Consider the following 20764-nt stretch of genomic DNA (forward strand, 5'->3'; position numbering starts at 1 on the left):
GAACGCGGGATTCAAACGTCCGCCTCAAACGCCCGTTTCGACCGCGCCGAACACACGCTCCCACAACGCCGTCACGGCCGCCCGCTCGTCGGCCACGAGCGCCGGATCGACCCGCGCCTTCTCCATCCCGTCGAGCCGCAGCTTGTGCTGCAGCTTCCGGTACTTGCGATACGCGGCGCCGACGCGCTCGGCCTCGTCCTCACCCATCAGCCCGAACCGCGCGACCTCGCGCAGCAGCGCGATGTTGCCGGTGTTGCGGATCAGCTCGGCATCGCTCGACGCATGCAGCAGCACCCAGTACTGGACGATGAACTCGATGTCGACCATCCCGCCGCGATCGTGCTTCAGGTCGAACAGCTCGGTCTGGTTCGGATGGCCGGCGAACACCTTGCCGCGCATGTCGACGATTTCCTTCGCGAGCACCGCCCCGTCGCGCGGCGTCGTCAGCACCTGCTGGCGAATCGCCTCGAAATCGGTGCCGATCTGCGGGTCGCCGGCGCTGTAGCGGGCGCGCGTCAGCGCCTGGTGTTCCCACACCCACGCGGTATTGGCCGCGTCGCCCTCGCGCAGCTGGTAGCGGCGGAACGCGTCGAGATCGGTCACGAGCAGCCCGGCCTCGCCGTTCGGCCGCAGCCGCAGGTCGATGTCGAACAGCGCGCCCGCGCCGGTCGCGGTCGTGAGCCACGTGATCAGCCGGCGCGTGAACGTCGTGTAGACGTCCGCCGAGCGCTCGTCGGGGTCGTCGTACAGGAAGATCAGGTCGAGATCGGATGCGTAGCCGAGCTCCTTGCCGCCGAGCTTGCCGTATGCGATCACCGCAAACTTCGGCACGTCGCGGTGGCGCTTCGCGAGCTGCGACCAGACGACTTCGATCGTCACGTCGAGCACCGCGTCGGCGAGCTCGGACAGGCGGTCGCTCACATGCTCGACCGACAACTGGCCGGCCAGGTCGATCAGCAGGATGCGGAACACTTCCGCGTGCTGCGCGTGCCGCAGCAGGTCCATCTGCTGCTCGGGGCCGTCGGCGGCCGCGAGGCGCGCACGCAATGCGTCCTTGAACGCAGGCCAGTCGAACGGGCTCGCGATCGCTTCGTCGTCGAGCAGTTCGTCGAGCAGCTGCGGATGGCGAATCAGGTAGCCGCCGCCCCAGCGCGTCGCGCCGAGCACCGACAGCACGCGGTCGAGCGCGGCCGGATACTCGGTCAGCAGCGCGAGATAGACGCCGCGCCGGCTGACCGTCTCGAGCAGGTCGAACAGCCGCACGATGGTGTCGTCGCGGCGCGCGGCGTCGATCCGCGGCGCGGCCTCGAGCGCGCGCTGCGCGACGCTGTCGAAGCGCTGCCGGCTCTTTTCCGGCAGGCCCGCGTAGCGCGACGACTGCCAGATCGCGCGCAGCCGCGCGAGCACGGCCGCCGGATCGGTGAAGCCCACGCCGTCGAGGCGCGCGAGCAGCGCGTCGTCTTCGCCGTCGTCGGCGAGCGCCCCGCTCCAGATCCACGTGGCGGCCGTGTCCTCGCCCGCCGCGCAGGGGCCGCCGTTCACCTTGTCGGCAAAGATCTGGTCGAACTGCGCCTCGACGAACGTCCGGTGACCGTCGAGCACCGTCATCAGCGCCGCATAGTCGGCAAAGCCGAGCGACGCGGCCAGCACCGCCCGCTCGCCCGCATCGACCGGCATCGCGTGCGTCTGCGCGTCGTCGCGGTACTGCAGCCGGTGCTCGAGCGTGCGCAGGAAGTTGTAGGCGTCGGTCAGGCGCTCGCGCACGTCCTCGCCGATCAGCCCGCGCGCCTGCGCATGGCGCAGCACCGCGAGCGTCGGCCGCACGCGGAATTCCGCATCCTGGCCGCCGCGGATCAGCTGGAACACCTGCGCGCTGAATTCGATCTCGCGGATCCCGCCGCGCCCGAGCTTGATGTCGTCGGCCTTGTCGGGCCGCATCGACGCGCGGCGCGCGGCTTCCTGGCGAATCTGCTGGTGCAGCGCACGGATCGCGCCGATCACGCCGAAGTCGAGATAGCGGCGGTATACGAACGGCTTGACGATCGATTCGAGCTGCGCCGCCAGCCGCCGCGCCGCGTCGCTGTCGCCTTCGGATACGAGCCGCCCCTTGATCCACGCGTAGCGCTCCCATTCGCGCCCCTGCACGTAGAAATACTCCTCGAGCATCCCGAGACTGCAGACGAGCGGCCCCGAATCGCCGTTCGGGCGCAGCCGCATGTCGACGCGAAACACGTAGCCGTCGGCCGTGACCTCGGACAGCACGCCGATCAGGCGGCGGCCGAGCCGCGTGAAATATTCCTGGGTGGACAGCGGCGAGCGCGTGCCGCCGGCCGTTTCGCCGTCGTCCTCGTAGACGAAGATCAGGTCGATGTCCGACGACACGTTCAGCTCGCGGCCGCCGAGCTTGCCCATCCCGACCACGCCGAGCACGACGCGCTGGCCGTCGGCGCCGCGCGGCTCGCCGTACATCGCCTCGAGTTCGGCCGACAGCAGCGCGAGCGAGCGTTGCACGGCCACTTCGGCGAGATCGGTCATCGCGCCCGTCACCTCGGCGACGCTCGCGACGCCGCGCAGGTCGCGCTCCGCGACCGCGCCGAACACCTCGATACGCAACTGCCGCAGCGCACGCTTCAGTTGCTCGTCGCCCGGCGCGGCCGTGCCGGCCGGCGTGGCGAGCAGTTCGGTCAGGCGCGCGTCGAGCTGCGCGCGCGTGAGCGGCGCGGCGGCCCACGCGGCGATCTGGCCGGACAGCGCGGGACGCGCGGCGGCCGCGCGGGCGAGATAGCGGGAATAGGACGTGCTGATCAGGGCGGAAGCGTCGGTCATCGAAAAGCGGGCCTGGCAGTATGGCCCCGCTGCGGGAACAACGCGTGCGCGCCCCGCTGCCGACAGGCCCCTTGGACTCGGCGCGGTGTCGCGACGCGGGTGCGCCGCCGCGACAACCGCGCGCCGGAAAGCCCGTGCCGTGCGGCCTCAACGGCCGCCGGCACGAACCCGTGTGATACATTTCAACGTCAGTCTGCAAAACTACCATATCGCCGCCCTTCCGCCGCATGTCCGACCGTCAGGAATCCGCCGTAGCTGAGCCCGAAGCGGGACCTCCGAAGCACGATCATCCGGTCCTGCGTCGCGTGTTCAGGGTGACGCTGGCAGTCGGGATCGGCACGTACTTCGTCGCGTCCGGCGTGTTCCTCGGGATGCGCTACGTGCTGCTGCCGCGCATCGACGAGTACCGCCCGCGCATCGAGCGCGCGGTGTCCGACAAGCTGCACGCACAGCTTTCGATCGGCAAGCTGTCTCCGCACTGGTCCGGCATGCAGCCGGGCGTCGAAGTCGCCAACCTCACCATTCGCGGCCGTGACGGCCAGATCGCGCTGTCGGTCCCGCACGCGACGGCAGCGCTGTCGTGGATGTCGCTGCTGCGGCTGTCGCCCGCGCTGTCGAGCCTGATCGTCGACCATCCCGACCTCGTCGTCGCGCGCGCCGCCGACGGCTCGCTGAGCGTCGCGGGCGTCGGTGTCGCGACCACCCATGGCGGCAACGACACGTTCGGCACGTGGCTGCTGAAGCAGGAAGCGATCGTGCTGCGCAACGGCACGCTGCGCTGGCGCGACGCGCAGCACGACGCACCGGAACTCGCGCTGTCCGGCATCCGCCTCGCGGTGCTCAACCACGGCCGCGAGCACAAGGCCGCGCTGCAGGCGCCCGCGAATGGCACGCTGCTGCTCGGCCCGCTCGATTTCCGCGCGCGTTTCCGCCACAAGCCGCTCGCGCCGATCGGCAAGCCGACGAACTGGACCGGCGACGCGTACCTGTCGACCGGCCCGGTCGACCTGCAGACGCTCGGCCGCTATCTCGACATTCCGCTCACGATCCACGCGGGCCGGATCGACAACGCGATCTGGGCGACCTTCCAGGACGGCCACCTGCGCTCCGCGGGCGGCGACCTGCAGGGCGCCGACGTCGTGCTGCGCGTCCGGCCGACCCAGCCGCGCCTCGACGTGCCGACGGTCGGGTTCGGCTGGGACATGGCGCTGGACGCCGGCCACGACTACACGCTGCACCTGACGCGCTTCAACGCGGAGCTCGGCCAGCCGCCGCTGCCGGACGGCACGCCGCTCGCCCGTTCGCTCGCGCTGTCGACGCTGACCGCCCGCTACCGCGTGCCGACCGCCGACCAGGGACAGCTGCTCAGCGTCGTCGGCGACCGCGTCGATCTCGGCATCCTCAGCGAGTTCATCCGCGGGCTGCCGCTGCCCGCGCGGCTGCGCAACGAGCTGATCAAGCTCGACCCGCGCGGGATGGTGTCGAACTATCACATCGAGGTCGAACGCGCGAAGCCGGCGCGGGCCGAGCTCGCCGACGAAGAACGTCGCACCGGCGCCGCGCCGATCGTCCGCTACCGCTTCCTCGGCGATCTGCAGGGCATCAGCGTCGCCGCGCAGGAGCCGCCGCCGGGTCTTTCCCCGCGCGGTCACCCGCGCGCCGGCTGGCCGGGCGTCGAGAATTTGTGGGGCCACATCGACGCGAACGAAACCGGCGGCAGCGCGCACTTCGACACGGTCAATGCGGCGGTCACGGTGCCCGGCGAATTCGACGAGCCGCGCCTGACCTTCGACCGGCTGCGCGGCAACGCGAAATGGGTGATCACGCCGGCGCCGGGCGAGAAGCACGCACGCGTCGACGTGACGTTGCCCGACCTGTTCGTCGCGAACCCCGATGCGGAAATCGCGGTGTCGGGGACGTACACGAACCCCGGCCACGGCCGTGGCTCGCTCGACCTGCGCGCGGATTTCGCGCGCGCGTCGGTTGCGCGCATCCCGCGCTACCTGCCGACCGGGATGTCCGAGCACCTGCGCGACTATCTCGGCCATGCGCTGCAGGACGGCCAGGTGACCAAGGGAGCCTCGATCGTCGCCCGCGGCCCGCTCGAGAAATTCCCGTTCGAACACGAGCCGGACGCCGGCGTGTTCCACATCGTCGCGCCGTTCACCGGCGGGCGCTTCGAGCCGACGCCGTACCCGCCGCGCAAGCTCGCGAACGGCACGCCGAGCATCTGGCCCGCACTCGACGGAATCGACGGCGTGTTCGAGCTCGCGCAGAACAAGCTGCGCTTCGACATCGCGCGTGCACACTACAAGCGCGTCGCGCTGACGAAGGTCGCCGGCCGGATCGACGATCTCGGCAATCCGTCGAAGTCGCCGCTCATCATCGACGGCCATGCGCAAGGCCCGCTCGCGGACCTGATCGACTACGCGGACAACAGCTCGCTCGGCGCGATGAGCGGGCACATCGGCCAGCGGATCGATGCGCAGGGGCCCGCGGCGCTCGCGCTCAAGATCACGATTCCGCAGCACGTTCCGCATCCGCATACGCACGTCGAGGGCACGCTCGCGTTCGGCGGCAACACGCTGTCGACCGACGGCGTGCCGCCGCTGTCCGCGCTGCGCGGCAGCGTGCGCTTCAGCGAGGCCGGCGCGTCGCTGCACGAGCTGTCGGGGCGCTTCCTCGGCGGCCCGGTGCGCGCGAACGGCAACTTCCAGTCGCACGGCCCGTACGCGGTGGACGTCGACGGCAAGCTCGCGCTCGACGCCGCGCGCGGCCTGAACCTGCGCGGCACGGCCGCGGCGCTGCTCGAGCACGTGGTCGGCGACGCGCCGTACCAGCTCGCCGTGCGCGGCGCGCCGGGCCGCCTGCCGGAGGTCACCGCGCATTCCGACCTGACGGGCGTCGCGCTGAATTTCCCGGCGCCGTTCGCGAAACCGGCCGGCACGCCGATGCCGTTCCGCTTCACACTGCAGCCGGCCGCCCAGGCCGGCGGCAAGCGCCTCGAGCATGCCGACCTGACGCTCGGGCCCGTGTCTGCGACCTACCTGCTCGACGCCACGTCGGGCCAGCCGCTGCGCGCGGTGCGCGGCGCGATGGGCATCCACCGGATGCCCGATCTGCCGCAGGACGGCGTGAGCGCCGCCGTCGACGTCGACGAACTGGACGCCGACGCCTGGCTCGCGCTCGCCCGCACGCTGCAGCACGACACGCCGCGCGCGCCGGAGCCGCAGGCCGCGCCGCGCGTCGACGTCGCGAGCTTCACGCCGAAGCGCTTCGCGCTCCACTTCGGCACGCTGAAGCTGCTCAAGCGCAACTGGGAAAACGTGATCATCGGCGCGTCGCACGTCGACGAGCTGTGGCAGGCGAACATCGCGTCGAACCAGGTCTCGGGCTACCTGTCGTGGGCGCCGGGCGGCGGCCACAACGGTGCGGGCGTGCTGAACGCGCGGCTCGCGAAGCTCGTGATCCCGCAGAGCGCGCAGCACGACCTCGTCGGCCGCGCGATGAACCTGCCGACGCCGACCGACCGGCCGATGCCGTCGGTCGACCTGATCGTCGACCAGGTCGTCGCGCGCGATCACGACATCGGCAGGCTCGTCGTCAACGCGCGCAACCTCGAGGAAGACGGCGCGCCGGTGTGGCAGCTCGACAAGTTCGAGCTGGCGAACCCGGCCGCGAAGCTGACGGCGACCGGCAACTGGCGCACGTCGCGCCGCGCGCTGGCCCGCGGCGTCGACGAAAACGATGCGCCGCGCCGCAGCGTGTTCGACTTCAAGCTCGACGTCGGCAACGCGGGCGCGCTGCTCGACCTCGTCGGCCTGCCGCGCACGCTTGCAAACGGCCACGGCAGCGTGACCGGCAAGGTCGGCTGGCGCGGCGGCCCGACCGCGGTCGATCTGCCGTCGCTCGGCGGCCAGGTCGCGCTCGACCTGGAACACGGCCAGATCCTGAAGGTCGATCCGGGTGCCGCGAAACTGCTCGGCGTGCTGAGCCTGCAGAGCCTCGCGCGCTTCCTGACGCTGAATTTCCGCGACGTGATCGGGAAGGGACTGCCGTTCGACAAGATCACGGGCACCAGCCGGATCTCGAACGGGATCGCGCGCACCGACGACTTCTCGATGACGACGGCACCGGCGAACGTGACGGTGCGTGGCGCGGTCGACCTCGGCGCCGAGACGCAGGACCTGCACGCGCACGTCGCGCCGAAGATCGGCGCCGGCACGGCGGCAATCGCGGCCGCGATCATCAATCCGCTGCTGGGTGTCGGCGTGCTGGCCGCGAACTACGCGCTGTCGGAGACGCTGTCGCACGCGTTCGCGCTCGACTACGCGATCACGGGCTCGTGGGCGCATCCGCACATCGAGCGGGTGCGAGGCGATCAGGGTAAGATGAATCACGGTCCGGCCGATGCGGCGAGCCACTGACGCGCGCAGGGTGCCGGGCCGCACCCCATTTATGACGCAACCGATCCAGCGATGACCGATCACACCCGTTCCGCCACGCCCTTTCGGGTCGCCGCGCTGCAGATGGTGAGCACGCCGGACGTCGCACGCAATCTCGCCGAAGCCGGCCGCCTGATCGCGGAAGCGGCCGGCGACGGCGCGCAGCTCGTACTGCTGCCCGAGTATTTCTGCTTCATGGGCCATCGCGACACCGACAAGCTCGCGCTCGCCGAACCCTACCGCGACGGCCCGATCCAGCGCTTCCTGTCGGAGGCCGCGCACCGTCACGGCATCTGGGTGATCGGCGGCACGCTGCCGCTGAAGGCGCCGGAGCCCGATCGCGTGCTGAACACGACGCTCGTGTTCGACCCGAACGGCCAGGAAGCCGCCCGCTACGACAAGATCCACCTGTTCAACTTCGAGAAAGGCGACGAATCGTTCGACGAGGCGCGCACGATCCGCGCGGGCGACACGGTCGTCGCGTTCGACGCGCCGTTCGGGCGGGTCGGCCTGTCGGTCTGTTACGATCTGCGCTTTCCGGAGCTGTATCGCAGGATGGGCGACTGCGCGCTGATCGTCGTGCCGTCGGCGTTTACGTATACGACGGGCCGCGCGCACTGGGAAATGCTGCTGCGCGCGCGGGCCGTGGAGAACCAGTGCTACGTGCTCGCGGCCGCGCAAGGCGGCAAGCACGAGAACGGCCGGCGCACCTGGGGCCACAGCATGCTGATCGACCCGTGGGGCGAGATCGTCGCGGTCCGCGACGAAGGCGCGAGCGTCGTGACCGGCGCGCTCGATCCGCAGCGCATCGCCGACGTGCGCCAGAGCCTGCCCGCGTGGCGGCATCGCGTGCTGGCCTGAACCGCTGAACCGCCCGGCGCTTGAAACGCCGCCCGGCCAACCCATCTGCCCAGAACGCACCCGACAACTTTTTGAGAACCCTCGATACCCGCATGAACATCATCGAACCCGGCATCCGCAATCTTGCGCTGGCGAAGGACATCCTCCTCACGCCGTACGGCCTCGACGAGAGCCTGCTCACGCGCACGATCGCCGACATCTTCACGCATCGCGTCGACTACGCCGACCTGTACTTCCAGGCGACCCGCAGCGAAGCGTGGAGCCTCGAGGAAGGCATCGTGAAGTCGGGCAGCTTCAGCATCGACCAGGGCGTCGGCGTGCGCGCGGTCGCGGGCGACCGCACCGCGTTCGCCTACTCGGACGACCTGTCGCCGGAAGCCATCGCGCAGGCGGCCGCGGCCACCAAGGCGATCGCGGCGGCCGGCGGCGGCCGCCAGAAGATCAAGGCGGCGACGTCCCTGAAGGGCATCTCGGGCCGCGACCTGTACCTGCCGTCCGATCCGCTCGCGTCGCTCGACGCGACCGCGAAGGTCAAGCTGCTCGAGCGCATCGAGCAGATGGCGCGCGGGCGCGACCCGCGCGTCACGCAGGTGATGGCGGGCCTCGCCGGCGAATACGACGTCGTGCTGGTCGCGCGCAGCGACGGCGCGCTCGCGGCCGACATCCGCCCGCTCGTGCGCGTGTCGGTCACGGTGATCGCCGAACAGAACGGCCGCCGCGAGATCGGCTCCGGCGGCGGCGGCGGCCGCTTCGACTACGGCTACTTCACCGACGAAGTGCTGTCGCGCTACGTCGACGACGCCGTGCACGCGGCGCTCGTCAACCTCGACGCGCGCCCCGCGCCGGCCGGCGCGATGACGGTCGTGCTCGGGCCGGGCTGGCCGGGCGTGCTGCTGCACGAGGCGATCGGCCACGGCCTCGAGGGCGACTTCAACCGCAAGGGTTCGTCGGCGTTCGCCGGCCGGATCGGCGAGCAGGTCGCCGCGAGGGGCGTGACGGTGGTCGACGACGGCACGCTGCCGAACCGCCGCGGCTCGCTGAACATCGACGACGAAGGCAACCCGACGCAGTGCACGACGCTGATCGAGGACGGCATCCTGAAGGGCTACATCCAGGACACGCTGAACGCGCGCCTGATGAAGATGCCCGTCACCGGCAACGCGCGGCGCGAGTCGTACGCGGCGCTGCCGATGCCGCGCATGACCAACACGTACATGCTGAACGGCGACAAGGATCCGCAGGAAATCATCGCGTCGGTGAAGAACGGCCTGTACGCGGTGAACTTCGGCGGCGGCCAGGTCGACATCACGAACGGCAAGTTCGTGTTCTCGGCGTCCGAGGCGTACATGATCGAGAACGGCAAGATCACCTACCCGGTGAAGGGCGCGACGCTGATCGGCAGCGGCCCGGAATCGCTGAAGTACGTGAGCATGATCGGCAACGACATGTCGCTCGACTCGGGCGTCGGCGTGTGCGGCAAGGAAGGCCAGAGCGTGCCGGTGGGCGTCGGCCAGCCGACCCTGCGGATCGACAAGATGACGGTCGGCGGTACGGCATAACCGCATCGCGGCGCAGACAATCCGCGCATTTTGACAAAAGCGCGCGGATTCTCCGCATTTTTGAGCACCCCCGGTTGCCAGCGACGCGGCGACCGGGTATAAATTCCGAATCAACTTTTTTGACGAACCGAATCTCCGTCATGTCCGCCAAGTTTTATTTTTACTTTTTTTGGCATCTCAGACCGCTGGCGGATCGAGAGGGTTGATGGCGCGTGAAGCGCAACCGAAATTCCCGAAAAAACCGCCGGCGAACCCGGCGGTTTTTTTTTCGCCCTTCGCCACCCGGTCGCCGCCGCAGCGGATCCCGCGGCCCCGACCGAAATCACTGAATCGCTTGAATCGATGAATCTGCCGCACGCGCACTGACCGAACGGCGCCCGCAAAACCAGGAGAAACAGCATGCCCCCGCACAACACCGACGACGTCCGCATCCGCGAACTCAAGGAACTGACGCCGCCCGCCCACCTGATCCGCGAATTCGCGTGCTCCGAGGCCGCGTCCGAGCTGATCTACAACTCGCGCCAGTCGATGCACCGCATCCTGCACGGGATGGACGACCGGCTGATCGTCGTGATCGGGCCGTGCTCGATCCACGATACGAAGGCGGCGATCGAGTACGCAGGGCGGCTCGTCAAGGAGCGCGAGCGCTTCAAGGGCGAACTGGAAATCGTGATGCGCGTGTACTTCGAGAAGCCGCGCACGACGGTCGGCTGGAAGGGGCTCATCAACGATCCGCACCTCGACAACAGCTTCAAGATCAACGAAGGGCTGCGCACCGCGCGCGAGCTCCTGCTGCAGATCAACGAGATGGGGCTGCCGGCCGCGACCGAATACCTCGACATGATCAGCCCGCAGTACATCGCCGACCTGATCTCGTGGGGCGCGATCGGCGCGCGCACGACCGAGTCGCAGGTGCACCGCGAGCTGGCGTCGGGGCTGTCGTGCCCGGTCGGCTTCAAGAACGGCACCGACGGCAACGTGAAGATCGCGGTCGACGCGATCAAGGCCGCATCGCAGCCGCACCATTTCCTGTCGGTGACCAAGGGCGGCCATTCGGCGATCGTGTCGACGGCCGGCAACGAGGACTGCCACGTGATCCTGCGCGGCGGCAAGACGCCGAACTACGACGCGGACAGCGTGAACGCCGCGTGCGCGGACATCGGCAAGGCCGGCCTCGCCGCGCGCCTGATGATCGACGCGAGCCACGCGAACAGCTCGAAGAAGCACGAGAACCAGATTCCCGTGTGCGCGGACATCGGCCGCCAGGTCGCGGCCGGCGACGAGCGCATCGTCGGCGTGATGATCGAGTCGCACCTCGTCGAGGGGCGCCAGGACCTGAAGGAAGGCTGCCCTCTGACCTACGGCCAGAGCATCACCGACGCGTGCATCGCGTGGGACGACAGCGTGAAGGTGCTCGAAGGCCTCGCGGAATCGGTGAAGGCACGCCGCGTCGCGCGCGGCAGCGGGAACTGATCGCCGGCGGGCCCGAGGCGGCACATGCCGCCTGCGGGCCCCGGCCTGCGCCGCAAGAAACGAAGCCCGGCTTGCGCCGGGCTTCTTCATGTGCGAGCAGCCGCCGTCAGATCCTCATTCGAGCGCGCCCGAGCCGAAGATCTCGGTGTTGATGCGTTCCGGCGCGACGCCGAGCGCGACCAGCGCATCGCGTTGCGCCTTCATGAACGCGATCGGGCCGCAAATGTAGTAGTCGGCATCCGCAACCAGCGCGTATTGCTTCACGCGTTCCGGCGTCAGGCGCCCTTCGAGGTCGTGATCGATGCCGACGCGATCGTTCGGGCCGACCAGCTCGTACAGCACCGTGCGCTTGACGTTCGCGTGTTCGCGCACCGTATCGTTCAGCCAGTCGCGGAACGCATGCACCGCGCCCGACCGGCATGCGTGGACGAACCGTACTTCACGCGTGCTGCCTTCGCCGACCAGCGTCGAGGCCATCGACACCATCGGCGTGAGCCCGACGCCGCCCGAGATCAGCACGACCGGCGTATCGACGCCGCGCTTCAGCGAGAATTCGCCCATCGGCGAGGTCACCTCGACGATTGCGCCCTCCTCCACGCCGTCATGCATCAGCGTCGACACCTTGCCGGCCGGGATCGCTTCCGGCTGGCCGGCCTCGCGCTTCACCGAGATGCGCAGCCACTTGCCGTGCGGCGCGTCGGACAGGCTGTACTGGCGCGGCTGATCGACGCCGAGATCGCCGACGAAGCGCTTCACCGTGACGTACTGGCCGGGCGCGAAGGTCGGCGCGTCGCCGCCGTCGGCGGGCGTCAGGTAGAACGACGTGATCTCGTCGCTCTCACGCACCTTGCGGGCAACCTTGAACGGACGGAAGCCGCTCCACGCGGCGCCCGCGTACAGGTCGGCCTCGGCGCCGATCAGGATCTGCGCGAGCTGGCCGTACGCGACGCGCCATGCCTCGAGCGTCTCGGCGTCGACCGCATCGCCGAGCACTTCGACGATCGACGCGAGCAGGTTCTCGCCGACGATCGGGTAATGCTCGGGGCGGATGTTCAGGCTCGCGTGCTTGTGCGCGATGTGCGACACCGCCCCGCCGAGCGCGCCGAGGTTGTCGATGTTCGCCGCATACGCATAGACCGCCTTCGCGAGCGTTTCCGGCTGGCTGCCGGTCTTCTGGTGCGTCTGGTTGAACAGGTTCTTCAGTTCCGGATGCCGCGCGAACATGCGCTGGTAGAAATGCTTCGTGATCGTCGCGCCGTGCACGGCGAGGACAGGGGCAGTGGCCTTCACGCGAGCCATCTGGTCAGCGGTGATGTGGGTCATGTCGTTCTCCGTTAAACATGCGCTTACGATACATCTTTAAAAACAGACGTCCGTCGGGCAAATTGTCGCAGTGCGGAAACACGACGCCGGGGGTCAGCGGACGCGCCCGCGCTCCCACAGCACGTCCGAGCCGCCATCCGCGCGGTTCAGCACACGCGCCAGCACGAACAGCAGGTCCGACAGCCGGTTCACGTAACGCCGCGGCGCGTCATTGAGCGTGTCGGTGCGCCCGAGCGCGACGATCGAGCGCTCCGCGCGGCGGCACACCGTCCGGCAGACGTGCGCGAGCGACGCCGCGCGCGAGCCGGCCGGCAGGATGAATTCCTTCAGCGGCGGCAGCGTCGCGTTGTAGTCGGCCAGCCACGTGTCGAGGCGCGCGAGGTGCGTGTCGTCGAGCACCGCATGGCCGGGAATGCACAGCTCGCCGCCGAGATCGAACAGGTCGTGCTGGATCGTGACGAGCGCCGTGCGCACGTCGTCCGGCAGCGTCTCGGCGAGCAGCACGCCGAGATTCGAGTTCAGTTCGTCGACGTCGCCGATCGCGGCGATCCGCGCGTCGTCCTTGCCGATGCGCCGGCCGTCGCCGAGGCCGGTGGTGCCGTCGTCGCCCGTGCGCGTCGCGATCTTGCTCAAGCGGTTGCCCATGCGAATGTCCTCTCGTGCGCGGCCGCGATGCGGCCCGGTTGGGTTGGGTTGGTACGCGATTATCGCAGCCCGCGGCGGCGGGCGCAGCGGGCGTTCCAGCGTAGAATGGGCCGAAGGTTTGACAAGCAGTCGTCAGGAGACATTCGTGAATCACCCTGCCCCGCCGGCCACCACGCGCCGCCCGCTGCCCCCCGCCATGCTCGATGCGCTGCGCGCCGCCTTCGGCGAGCGCGTGTCGACCGCCGACGCCGTCCGCGCCCATCACGGCCGCGACGAATCGCCGTTCGATCCGCAACTGCCCGACGCCGTCGTGTTCGCCCGCAACGCCGATGAAGTCCGCCAAGTCGTGTCGCTGTGCGCGCTCTACAGCGTGCCGCTGATCCCGTACGGCGCCGGCTCGTCGCTCGAAGGCCATCTGCTCGCGGTGCGCGGCGGCGTCTCGCTCGACTTGTCGGAAATGAACCGTGTGCTGTCGATCAACGCGGAAGACCTGACGGTCACGGTCGAACCGGGCATCACGCGCAAGGCGCTCAACGAAGCGCTGCGCGACACCGGCCTGTTCTTCCCGATCGATCCGGGCGCCGACGCCAGCATCGGCGGGATGACCGCGACCCGCGCATCGGGCACCAACGCCGTGCGCTACGGAACCATGCGCGAAAACGTGCTCGGCCTGACCGCCGTGCTCGCCGACGGCCGCGTCGTGAAGACGGGCTCGCGCGCGCGCAAGTCGTCCGCCGGCTACGACCTCACGCGCCTGTTCGTCGGCTCCGAAGGCACGCTCGGCGTGATCACCGAGATCACGCTGCGCCTGCATCCGCTGCCCGAAGCCGTGTCGGCCGCGATCTGCACGTTCCCGTCGATGGGCGACGCGGTGCGCACGGTGATCGAGACGATCCAGATCGGCGTGCCGATCGCGCGCGTCGAATTCGTCGACGCGCTCGCGGTGCGCTCGATCAACCGCCATTCGAACCTGACGCTCGCCGAAGCGCCGACGCTGTTCTTCGAATTCCACGGCACCGAGGCCGGCGTGAAGGAACAGGCCGAGCTCGTGCAGGTGCTCGCGGGCCAGAACAACGGCCAGGGCTTCGAATGGGCGACCCGCCCCGAGGACCGCACGCGGCTCTGGGCCGCGCGCCACAACGCGTACTTCGCGATGCTGCAGCTGAAGCCCGGCTGCCGCGCGGTGACGACCGACGTGTGCGTGCCGATCTCGCAGCTCGCCGCGTGCGTCGAGGAAACCGAGATCGACCTGCGCGCATCGTCGCTGCCCTGCCCGATCGTCGGCCACGTCGGCGACGGCAATTTCCACGTCGCGATCCTGATCGATCCCGACAAGCCCGAGGAAATCGACGAAGCCGAACGCATCAACGACCGGATCGTCGAGCGCGCGCTGCGCCTCGGCGGCACCTGCACCGGCGAACACGGCGTCGGGCTGCACAAGATGCGCTTCCTGCCGAAGGAGCACGGCGACAACGCGATCGATGCGATGCGCGCGATCAAGCTGGCGCTCGATCCGCGCAACCTGATGAATCCCGGCAAGATCTTCACGTGCTGACACGGCGGCGCGCCGCCGCGCCCCGGCTGGAGACCCAATGAACGCTTCCGTCGAACTGTCGAGCGCGACCCGCGCGCAGCGCCAGCGCGAAGTCGTGCAGGCGCTGATGGCCGTGCTGCCGACGCATTGCCTGCTGTTCCGCGACGAAGACACCGCGCCGTACGAATGCGACGGCCTGTCGGCGTACCGCCGGCTGCCGCTCGCGGTCGCGCTGCCCGAAACCGAATCGCAGGTGCAGCGGATCGTGCAGATCTGCCGCCGCATGGAAGTGCCGATCGTGCCGCGCGGCGCCGGCACGAGCCTGTCCGGCGGCGCGCTGCCGATCGCGAACGGCGTCGTGCTGTCGCTCGCGCGCTTCACGCGCATCGTCGAGGTCGATCCGTACGCGCGCACGGCCACCGTGCAGCCCGGCGTGCGCAACCTCGCGATTTCGGAAGCCGCCGCGCCTTACGGGCTGTACTACGCCCCCGATCCTTCGTCGCAGATCGCCTGCACGATCGGCGGCAACGTCGCGGAGAATTCCGGCGGCGTCCATTGCCTGAAATACGGGCTGACGGTGCACAACGTGATGCGCGTGCGCGCGGTCACGATCGACGGCGAGGTCGTCGAATTCGGCTCGCTCGGTCTCGACGCGCCGGGCCTCGACCTGCTCGCGGTGATGATCGGCAGCGAAGGGATGTTCGCGATCGTCACCGAAATCACGGTGAAGCTGATCCCGAAACCGCAGACCGCGCAGCTCGTGATGGCGAGCTTCGACGATGTCGTGAAGGGCGGAGAGGCGGTCGCCGCGATCATCGCGTCGGGCATCATCCCGGCGGGGCTGGAGATGATGGACAAGCCGGCCACCCAGGCCGTCGAGGCGTTCACGCACGCGGGCTACGACCTCGACGCGAAGGCGATCCTGCTGTGCGAATCGGACGGTACGCCCGAAGAAGTCGCGGAGGAAATCGTCCGCATGACGGCCGTGCTGCGCGAGCATGGCGCGACGCGCATCCAGGTGTCCCGCAACGAAAGCGAGCGGCTGCGCTTCTGGTCCGGCCGCAAGAACGCGTTCCCGGCCGCCGGGCGCATTTCCGCCGACTATTACTGCATGGACGGCACCGTGCCGCGCCGTGCGATCGGCCCGCTGCTCGCCCGCATCGAGCAGCTCGAGACGCGCTACGGGCTGCGCTGCATCAACGTGTTCCATGCCGGCGACGGCAACATGCATCCGCTGATCCTCTACAACGCGAACGATCCGGACGAGCTGCACCGCGCCGAGCAGTTCGGCGCGGAAATCCTCGAATGCTGCGTGGAATTCGGCGGCAGCGTGACGGGCGAGCACGGCGTCGGCATCGAAAAGCTGAATTCGATGTGCGTGCAGTTCTCGCCGCAGGAGCGCGATGCGTTCTTCGCGGTCAAGCGCGCGTTCGATCCGGCCGGGCTGCTGAATCCCGACAAGGGCATCCCGACCCGCGCGCGCTGCGCCGAATACGGCCGCCAGCACGTGCGCGGAGGGCTGCTGCCGCACCCCGACCTGCCGCGCTTCTGAGCGCCGCGCGGTGCGCGGCCCGTGCCGCCGCGCGGGCCGCGATGTGCCGCCCTGCCCGCGCCGGCCGTGCGCGCGGCGACGCCCGCATGCATTCGTCATGCGCGGCTTAGGGATAGTCGCGATGTGGATTCGCGCCACCCCGGTACAATCGACCGGACAACAACGAGGCAGCAATACAACATGGAAGAGGACGACATCGTCGCCGGATGGGCCGAACGCGTCCGCGCCGCCAGTGCCGACGGCCGGCCGCTGCGGATTCGCGGCGGCGGCACCAAGGACTGGTACGGCCAGGCGCTGGACGGCGAAATACTCGACACGCGTGCGTTTCAGGGCGTCGTGTCGTACGACCCGGCCGAACTCGTCGTCACGGTCCGCGCGGGCACGCCGCTCGCGCAGCTTGAAGCCGTCCTCGCCGAGTGCGGCCAGATGCTGCCGTTCGAGCCGCCTCACTTCGGCCGCGCGGCCACCGTCGGCGGCTGCGTCGCGGCGGGCCTCGCGGGGCCGCGCCGCGCGACCTGCGGCGCGCCGCGCGATTTCGTGCTCGGCGTCACGCTGATGAACGGCCGCGGCGAAGCGCTGCGCTTTGGCGGGCAGGTCGTGAAGAACGTCGCCGGCTACGACGTGTCGCGGCTGATGGCCGGCTCGCTCGGCACGCTCGGGCTGATGCTCGAGCTGTCGATCAAGGTGCTGCCGGTGCCCGTCGCCGAAGTCACGCTGAAGTTCGAGATGACCGCGACCGACGCGGTGCGCAAGCTCAACGAATGGGGCGGCCATCCGCTGCCCGTCAGCGCGAGCGCGTGGCGCAACGGCACGCTCGTGCTGCGGCTGTCGGGCGCCGAGGCGGCCGTGAAATCGGCGAAGACGCTGCTCGGCGGCGAAGTCGTCGACGCGGTCGAGGCCGAGCGCTTCTGGGCCGGCGTGCGCGAGCACACCGACCCGTTCTTCAACGGCATCCCGCCCGGCTATGCGCTGTGGCGGCTCGCGCTGCCGTCGATCACCGAACCGATGCACCTGCCCGGCACCCAGCTGATGGAATGGGGCGGCGCGCAGCGCTGGTGGATCACCGACGCCGACGCGCAGACGGTGCGCATGAGCGCAAAGCAGGCCGGCGGCCATGCGACGCTGTTCCGCGCGGGCGAGTCCTACGACCGCAGCGCGGGCGTGTTCACGCCGCTGCCCGCGCCGCTGATGAAGATTCACCGCGGGCTGAAGGCTGCGTTCGATCCCGCGCGCATCTTTAATCGCGGCCGGCTTTACCCTGATCTTTAGGGTCTGTTTATATATGGAACGCACATGCGAATGCCCGAAATCGCGCGTAGGGCAAGAAGTGAGGAGCGCCGTTTGGCCGAGCCAAACAAGCGACGAGCGACGCCGCCATACGGGCGATTTCGGGCATTCCCGTGGAATGAATCTTTTGATTAGGGGTTGCCACGAGAACGGCCGCTCGCCGCGTTGCGCTCCTTGCGAATACGCCAGTATCCGCGGCGTCACGCGCCTCGCGAGCGGCCGTTCTCGTGGCAACGCATGCGCGTTCCATATATAAACAGACCCTAAGATCGATGCAAACGAACCTCGCCGATTTCATCCGCAATACGCCCGACGGCGACGAGGCCGACGCGATCCTGCGCAAGTGCGTGCATTGCGGCTTCTGCACCGCGACGTGCCCGACCTATCAGCTGCTCGGCGACGAACTCGACGGCCCGCGCGGCCGCATCTACCTGATCAAGCAGATGGTCGAAGGCGCGCCCGTCACGCGCAGCACGCAGCAGCACCTCGACCGCTGCCTCACCTGCCGCAGCTGCGAGACGACCTGCCCGTCGGGTGTCCAGTACGGCCGGCTCGTCGAAATCGGCCGCAAGCACGTCGAGGCGCAAGTGCAGCGCCCCGTGCAGCAACGGCTCGTGCGCCGCGTGCTCGCCAGCCTCGTGCCGAACGCGGCGCTGTTCTCGCCGCTCATGCGACTCGGCCAGCACATGCGGCCGCTCTTGCCGAAACGGCTGCGCGACAAGGTGCCGCCGCGCACGCGGCTGCTCGAATGGCCGCAGCGCCCCCATTCGCGCAAGATGCTGATGCTCGCCGGCTGCGTGCAGCCGTCGATGCTGCCGAACATCAACATCGCGACCGCGCGCGTGCTCGACGCGCTCGGGGTCGAGACGATCGTCGCGCCCGACGCGGGCTGCTGCGGCGCGATCCGCCTGCACCTGAACTATCACGACGAGGCGCTCGACGACGCGCGCCGCAACATCGACGCGTGGTGGCCGTACGTCGACCAAGGCGCCGAGGCGATCGTGATGAACGCAACGGGCTGCGGCGCGACGGTGCTCGAATACGCGCACCTGCTGCGCGACGATCCGGCCTACGCGGAGAAGGCGCAGCGCATCGTCGCGCTGACGCGCGACATCTCCGACGTGCTGCTCGCGTTCGAGGCCGAGATCGCGACGCTCGCGCGGCGCCGCGCGATCCATACCGTCGCGTACCACCCGCCGTGCACGCTGCAGCACGGCCAGCAGTCGCGCGGCAAGGTCGAGCGCCTGCTCGAGACGCTCGGCATCGACGTGCGGCTGCCGGCCGACAGCCATCTGTGCTGCGGCTCGGCCGGCACCTATTCGCTGACGCAGCCGTCGCTGTCGTACCGGCTGCGCAAGCAGAAACTGCTGAAGCTGCAGGCACTCGAGCCGCAGATGATCGTGTCCGGCAACGTCGGCTGCATCGCGCACCTGCAAAGCGGCACGCAGATTCCGGTCGCGCACTGGATCCAGCTCGTCGAACATCTGCTGTACGGCTGACGCGGATGGCCGGCCCCGCCGGCGCCCCGTCCGTATAATGGGCGAACCGATGCGGCGCGTGCCGTGCCGCACCCGCTGCCGCATTCGTCGCCATTCGCCGCCGTACTCGCTTCCCGTGCCTGCTTCCGTGCCCGTCATGTCCGATTTCGCCGTCCGTCTCGATTCCGTTCACCGCCGCATCGCCGACGCCGCCCGCGCGGCCGGCCGCGATCCCGCCACCGTCTCGCTGCTCGCCGTGTCGAAGACGTTTCCCGCCGACGACGTGCGCGCCGCGCATGCGGCCGGCCAACGCGCGTTCGGCGAGAACTACGTGCAGGAATCGATCGACAAGATCGACGCGCTCGCGGATCTGCGCGCCGCGCTCGAATGGCATTTCATCGGGCCGCTGCAATCGAACAAGACGCGCCCGGTCGCCGAACGGTTCGACTGGGTCCATTCGGTCGACCGGCTGAAGATCGCGCAGCGCCTCGCCGAACAGCGCCCCGCGCACCTGCCGCCGCTCAACGTATGCGTGCAGGTCAACATCAGCGGCGAGGCGTCGAAGAGCGGTGTCGCGCCGGCCGACGTGGCCGACGTCGCGCGCGCGGTCGCCGCGCTGCCGGCGCTGCGCCTGCGCGGCCTGATGGCGATTCCCGAGCCGGCCGGCGATATCGATGCGCAACGCGTGCCGCATCGCGCGCTGCGCGCGCTGTACGACGCATTGCGCGCCGACGGCCTGCCGCTCGACACATTGTCGATGGGCATGTCCGCCGATCTCGAGGCCGCGGTGCTCGAAGGCGCGACCATCGTGCGCGTCGGCACCGCGATCTTCGGCGCCCGCGATTATTCGCACTGAGCGCCGCCCTTTTCCGCCCTCCCGTTCACTCACTTGCTCAATTCGACACCATGAAAATCGCATTCATCGGCGGCGGCAACATGGCCGCGGCCCTGATCGGCGGCCTGATCAAGCGCGGCGTCGCCGCTGACGGCCTGTATGCCATCGACGTCAACGAAGACGCCCGCGCGCGCACCGCGCAGCAGTTCGGCATCCGCACCGGCGCGGCCGTCGACGCGACGCTCGCGGACTACGACGCGATCGTGCTCGCGGTGAAACCGCAGGTGCTGAAGGACGTCGCGCAGGCGCTCGCGCCGCACCTGAAGTCGCAGCTCGTGATCAGCATCGCGGCCGGCATCCGCGGCACCGACCTCGCCCGCTGGCTCGGCGACTACGCACGCGTCGTGCGCACGATGCCGAACACGCCGGCGCTGGTCGGCATGGGCGTGACGGGCCTCGCCGCGCTGCCGGGCGTCGACGCGGCCGGTCGCGAGCTCGCGTCGAACGTGCTCGGCGCGGTCGGCGAGATCGTCTGGTTCGACGATGAAGCGCAGCTCGACGCGGTCACGGCGATCTCGGGCAGCGGCCCGGCGTACGTGTTCTATTTCATCGAAGCGCTGCAGGAAGCCGCGCGCCGCCTCGGCATGAACGACGAACAGGGCCGCGCGCTCGCGGTCGCGACGTTCGCGGGCGCCGCGCAACTCGCCGCGCAGTCGGGCGAACCGGCGAGCGTGCTGCGCGAGCGCGTGACGTCGAAGGGCGGCACGACGGCCGCCGCGCTCGCGTCGTTCGACGCGCAAGGCGTGAAGGAAGCGATCGTGCGCGGCGCGCTCGCGGCCGAGGCACGCGCGAAGGAAATGGGCGACGAGCTCGGTCGCGCGTAAGCGCCGCGTCATCGGCCGGGCTTGCCCGGCCGCACCAACAAAAAAAGCGGCCGCGGCCGCTT

General features: G+C 69.6%; 13 protein-coding genes. 10 read left to right on the plus strand and 3 right to left on the minus strand.

Going from position 1 to position 20764, the window contains the following annotated elements:
• Nucleotides 1–24: 24 nt before the first annotated feature.
• Nucleotides 25–2826: a bifunctional [glutamate--ammonia ligase]-adenylyl-L-tyrosine phosphorylase/[glutamate--ammonia-ligase] adenylyltransferase gene (gene glnE, locus DID98_RS18650; protein ID WP_124571182.1), complete on the minus strand. Its 2802-nt coding sequence runs from the start codon at nt 2824–2826 to the stop codon at nt 25–27.
• Nucleotides 2827–3053: 227 nt separating this feature from the next.
• Between glnE and DID98_RS18655 the strand changes: the two genes are divergently transcribed.
• The 4 genes from DID98_RS18655 to aroG all read left to right on the plus strand — a co-directional run bounded on the left by DID98_RS18655 (nt 3054) and on the right by aroG (nt 11164).
• Nucleotides 3054–7253 carry a YhdP family protein gene (locus DID98_RS18655; protein WP_124571183.1) on the plus strand — a complete coding sequence of 1400 codons (4200 nt, stop codon included), beginning with the start codon at nt 3054–3056 and terminating at the stop codon, nt 7251–7253.
• A gap of 51 nt (nt 7254–7304) precedes the next feature.
• A complete protein-coding gene (locus DID98_RS18660; RefSeq protein WP_044844040.1) occupies nt 7305–8132 on the plus strand; it encodes a carbon-nitrogen hydrolase family protein in 828 nt (275 codons plus the stop codon).
• A gap of 92 nt (nt 8133–8224) precedes the next feature.
• Nucleotides 8225–9691, plus strand: coding sequence for a metalloprotease TldD (gene tldD / locus DID98_RS18665; RefSeq protein WP_124571184.1), 1467 nt, complete (start codon nt 8225–8227; stop codon nt 9689–9691).
• 399 nt (nt 9692–10090) lie between these two features.
• Nucleotides 10091–11164 carry a 3-deoxy-7-phosphoheptulonate synthase AroG gene (aroG, locus tag DID98_RS18675; RefSeq protein ID WP_059465445.1) on the plus strand — a complete coding sequence of 358 codons (1074 nt, stop codon included), beginning with the start codon at nt 10091–10093 and terminating at the stop codon, nt 11162–11164.
• A gap of 114 nt (nt 11165–11278) precedes the next feature.
• Here the strand turns inward: aroG and hmpA are convergent, their stop codons facing one another.
• Nucleotides 11279–12487, minus strand: coding sequence for an NO-inducible flavohemoprotein (gene hmpA / locus DID98_RS18680; protein ID WP_124487966.1), 1209 nt, complete (start codon nt 12485–12487; stop codon nt 11279–11281).
• A 93-nt stretch (nt 12488–12580) separates the two neighbouring features.
• On the minus strand, nt 12581–13132 hold the full coding sequence (locus DID98_RS18685; RefSeq protein WP_044844034.1) for a cob(I)yrinic acid a,c-diamide adenosyltransferase: 552 nt from the start codon (nt 13130–13132) through the stop codon (nt 12581–12583).
• Between the two features lie 145 nt (nt 13133–13277).
• Between DID98_RS18685 and DID98_RS18690 the strand changes: the two genes are divergently transcribed.
• From DID98_RS18690 to proC, 6 genes are all read left to right on the plus strand, one after another.
• Complete coding sequence (locus tag DID98_RS18690; protein ID WP_124571185.1) at nt 13278–14687, plus strand: FAD-binding oxidoreductase; 1410 nt, start codon at nt 13278–13280, stop codon at nt 14685–14687.
• A gap of 37 nt (nt 14688–14724) precedes the next feature.
• Nucleotides 14725–16218, plus strand: a complete 1494-nt coding sequence (locus tag DID98_RS18695) for an FAD-linked oxidase C-terminal domain-containing protein (protein ID WP_044844032.1) — start codon at nt 14725–14727, stop codon at nt 16216–16218.
• 180 nt (nt 16219–16398) lie between these two features.
• On the plus strand, nt 16399–17487 hold the full coding sequence (gene glcE, locus DID98_RS18700) for a glycolate oxidase subunit GlcE (protein ID WP_124571186.1): 1089 nt from the start codon (nt 16399–16401) through the stop codon (nt 17485–17487).
• Between the two features lie 290 nt (nt 17488–17777).
• The gene (gene glcF / locus DID98_RS18705) at nt 17778–19004 is read left to right on the plus strand and encodes a glycolate oxidase subunit GlcF (protein ID WP_124571187.1); all 1227 of its coding nucleotides are present in this window, start codon (nt 17778–17780) and stop codon (nt 19002–19004) included.
• A 136-nt stretch (nt 19005–19140) separates the two neighbouring features.
• Nucleotides 19141–19839, plus strand: coding sequence for a YggS family pyridoxal phosphate-dependent enzyme (locus DID98_RS18710; RefSeq protein ID WP_124519959.1), 699 nt, complete (start codon nt 19141–19143; stop codon nt 19837–19839).
• A 50-nt stretch (nt 19840–19889) separates the two neighbouring features.
• Nucleotides 19890–20702 carry a pyrroline-5-carboxylate reductase gene (gene proC, locus DID98_RS18715; RefSeq protein ID WP_124487970.1) on the plus strand — a complete coding sequence of 271 codons (813 nt, stop codon included), beginning with the start codon at nt 19890–19892 and terminating at the stop codon, nt 20700–20702.
• Nucleotides 20703–20764 lie beyond the last annotated feature (62 nt).

Source organism: Burkholderia sp. Bp8984 (genome assembly GCF_003853755.1).
Classification (GTDB): domain Bacteria; phylum Pseudomonadota; class Gammaproteobacteria; order Burkholderiales; family Burkholderiaceae; genus Burkholderia.

Bases quoted from the DNA above. Each gene is read 5' to 3' on its own strand.
- hmpA (WP_124487966.1), bottom strand. From the start codon at position 12,487: ATGACCCACATCACCGCTGACCAGATGGCTCGCGTGAAGGCCACTGCC.
- proC (WP_124487970.1), top strand. From the start codon at position 19,890: ATGAAAATCGCATTCATCGGCGGCGGCAACATGGCCGCGGCCCTGATC.
- DID98_RS18695 (WP_044844032.1), top strand. From the start codon at position 14,725: ATGAACGCTTCCGTCGAACTGTCGAGCGCGACCCGCGCGCAGCGCCAG.
- DID98_RS18685 (WP_044844034.1), bottom strand. From the start codon at position 13,132: ATGGGCAACCGCTTGAGCAAGATCGCGACGCGCACGGGCGACGACGGC.
- DID98_RS18660 (WP_044844040.1), top strand. From the start codon at position 7,305: ATGACCGATCACACCCGTTCCGCCACGCCCTTTCGGGTCGCCGCGCTG.
- aroG (WP_059465445.1), top strand. From the start codon at position 10,091: ATGCCCCCGCACAACACCGACGACGTCCGCATCCGCGAACTCAAGGAA.
- glcF (WP_124571187.1), top strand. From the start codon at position 17,778: ATGCAAACGAACCTCGCCGATTTCATCCGCAATACGCCCGACGGCGAC.
- tldD (WP_124571184.1), top strand. From the start codon at position 8,225: ATGAACATCATCGAACCCGGCATCCGCAATCTTGCGCTGGCGAAGGAC.
- DID98_RS18710 (WP_124519959.1), top strand. From the start codon at position 19,141: ATGTCCGATTTCGCCGTCCGTCTCGATTCCGTTCACCGCCGCATCGCC.
- glnE (WP_124571182.1), bottom strand. From the start codon at position 2,826: ATGACCGACGCTTCCGCCCTGATCAGCACGTCCTATTCCCGCTATCTC.
- glcE (WP_124571186.1), top strand. From the start codon at position 16,399: ATGGAAGAGGACGACATCGTCGCCGGATGGGCCGAACGCGTCCGCGCC.
- DID98_RS18655 (WP_124571183.1), top strand. From the start codon at position 3,054: ATGTCCGACCGTCAGGAATCCGCCGTAGCTGAGCCCGAAGCGGGACCT.